The 2390-nt window shown below is 69.1% G+C and carries 4 protein-coding genes; 2 read left to right on the top strand and 2 right to left on the bottom strand.

The window, feature by feature from the left end:
- Positions 1–137: 137 nt before the first annotated feature.
- Both VGV13_09590 and VGV13_09585 read right to left on the bottom strand, forming a co-directional pair.
- Positions 138–608: a VOC family protein gene (locus VGV13_09590; GenBank protein ID HEV8641336.1), complete on the bottom strand. Its 471-nt coding sequence runs from the start codon at positions 606–608 to the stop codon at positions 138–140.
- Positions 605–949: a Lin0512 family protein gene (locus VGV13_09585; GenBank protein ID HEV8641335.1), complete on the bottom strand. Its 345-nt coding sequence runs from the start codon at positions 947–949 to the stop codon at positions 605–607. Before VGV13_09585 ends, VGV13_09590 begins: the two co-directional genes overlap by 4 nt.
- A gap of 67 nt (positions 950–1016) precedes the next feature.
- On the opposite strand from VGV13_09585, the gene VGV13_09580 reads away from it, so the two are divergent.
- Both VGV13_09580 and VGV13_09575 read left to right on the top strand, forming a co-directional pair.
- Complete coding sequence (locus tag VGV13_09580) at positions 1017–1484, top strand: hypothetical protein (GenBank protein HEV8641334.1); 468 nt, start codon at positions 1017–1019, stop codon at positions 1482–1484.
- Positions 1485–1876: 392 nt separating this feature from the next.
- Positions 1877–2362, top strand: a complete 486-nt coding sequence (locus VGV13_09575; protein HEV8641333.1) for a RidA family protein — start codon at positions 1877–1879, stop codon at positions 2360–2362.
- Positions 2363–2390: the final 28 nt, after the last annotated feature.

Raw genomic sequence — 2390 nt, 5'->3', positions numbered from 1 at the left:
CCTTCGAGCTGCGCGGCCGGCCCACCCCGGACGGCCGCGGCTGCGAACTCTGGGCGGTGACCCCCGAAGGGACTGTGGCCATGAGCGCGCGGGCGGAACTCGCGTGAGCGCGGGCCGGGTCCGACGCGAGCCGCCCTTCAGGGCATCGTGATGCCGCGCCGGAGCAGCTCCCCTTCGAGGTCCAGCGCCCTCGTCGGAGCCGGGCGACCGTCGGGCACGGTCCAGAAGATCTCGAACTCCAGCCCGTCCGGGTCCTGGGCGTAGAGCGACAGGCTCACGCCGTGATCCGACGTGCCGACCAGAGCGCCCCCCTCGCTCAACCGCTGCCGCGCGCGCACCAGATCGGTGATGTCGCCCACCTCCCAGGCGGAGTGGTACATGCGCGCCACCCGCTCGTCGGGCGGCTTCACGCCCGTCTGCTCGAACAGGCCGAGGTGATGGTCGTCCGGACTGCCGGGGATCTTCAGGAAGACGACCTGCGGGTATCGCATCTTGACCTCGAAGCCCAGCACGTCGCAGTAGAAGCGCACGCTGCGCTCGACGTCCGCCACCCACAGGACCAGATGTTGGAGTCGCTGGAGGCCGATACCGGTCGTGGTCGTGCTCATCGTCGGGGCTCCTGGGGATATTCGACGCTGACGGTGATGGCCACGCAAGCGATGAGCGTGTCGGCGCCCGGCACCCGCAAGCCGCCGCTGACGGGGCGCACGGTTACCTCGCCGTGGGGAAGCTCGCGCCGGACCCGATCCACGTCGACGGACGCGGGGTCGGGCACGCCGACGGTGACGTCCACCAGCATCCGGCCGCCGCGCTCGCGCACCTCCTGGAACAGCGGCAGGCTCGAATGCCGGATCGCATCCGACACCGCGCGGCAGGCCGCAGTGGTGGAGTCCGCCCCGTGGACGTCCACGCCCATCCCGAACTCGAGAACGACCGGCTTCGCGCTCACGCTGCACCTCCGCGCACATGCCGATGCTACACTACCGCTCCGTCTTTAGCCGCAGGAGGGCTCGCCGATGACGACGTCGCCTTCGAAGGAAGCGCTGATCGCCGACCTGGACCGAGTGGTGCAGGAGACCCTGGCCTATTTCGAGGGGCCGGGCCGGGTGAGCAAGGCCCGGGTCGACCGCTGGCAGGCCCGGGATGTGCTGATGCACTTCATCTACTTCCACGACGCCACCGCCTGGGGCATCCAGTCGGCCGCCCAGGGCGGACCGCTGTGGCCGGTGCCGGCCGACGCCGACACCGTGAACGAGGTCTGCCGCCGCCTCCATGAGCACGAAAGCTTCGACGAGCTGCTGGCCCAGGTGCGGCAGGCCCACGCCCGGCTGGTGCGGGCCGTCCGCCACGCGCCCGATATCGACAAGCCCTGCTTTCAGCGGGTGACGGGCGAGACGATGACGGGACGGCAGCGGTTGGAGCTGCTGGCCCGCCACTGGGCCGAGCACGTACGGGAGCTGCAAGAAGCGGCCCGAGCCCACTAGTGTCCCGTCCTCGAAGTCATGTTCAGGGCCCGCCAGCACGCGGCGCCGGGGCCGACGGGCGCGTGCGGCAGGGCTCGACAAGACCCGTCCCGCCCGCTGGCAACGGACCCCGCGTCCCCAGGTGGAGCCCAGCCGCAACGGGGCCGCAGACGCGTGCCGCGTGGTCCCGCGATCCCTGCCGCGCATGCCGCGTCGGCCCCGCCGGCAGCGGCGCGAGCGCGGCGATCGTTAACATGACGTCCCAGACGGAACACTAGTGCCGTTCCAACTATTCGCGCCTAGGAAGGCACCGTGTACGTCGTTCGTGGACAGATTTAGTATCAACAAGTTGGAACGGCACTAGCGCGGCGCGGGCCATTGTCGCCGGTCATCAGAGGACGAAAGGAGCCGACATGAACAAGACCATGCTGATGCTCGCCGCCGTTTTTCTCGCGACCATCTGCGGGGTGGCGCAGGCCGCCGATTATCTGGAGAAGAGCGACTTCCAGAAGAGCCGCGCGTTCTCGCCCGCCGTCGTCACCGACGGTGGGCGCATCGTCTGGATGGCCGGCCAGACGGCGACGATGGACGCGGACGGCAAGGACATCTCCGGCAACTTCGAGGCGCAGGCGCGGCGGGTGTTCGCCCTCATGGACCAGACCCTGCAGCGCGCCGGAGGAAAGCTCGCCAATCTCGTCACCATGACGGTGTTCATCAAGGATGCGCGCTACGGCGACCGCTTCGTGCAAATCCGCAGAGAGATGTTCCCCGACGGCAACTTCCCGGGCAGCGCGCTCATCACGGTGTCGAACTTCGCCCGTCCCGGCATGGAGATCGAGATCCAGGGCATCGCCGTGATCGGCGACAAATGCACCAATGGCAGTTGCTCGACAAAGTAGTCCCGACCTGGCTGCCGCTGTCGCTCTC

Source organism: Candidatus Methylomirabilota bacterium (assembly GCA_036001065.1).
GTDB lineage: Bacteria > Methylomirabilota > Methylomirabilia > Rokubacteriales > CSP1-6 > MNEF01.
This window is presented reverse-complemented; position numbering and strand designations above follow the sequence as displayed.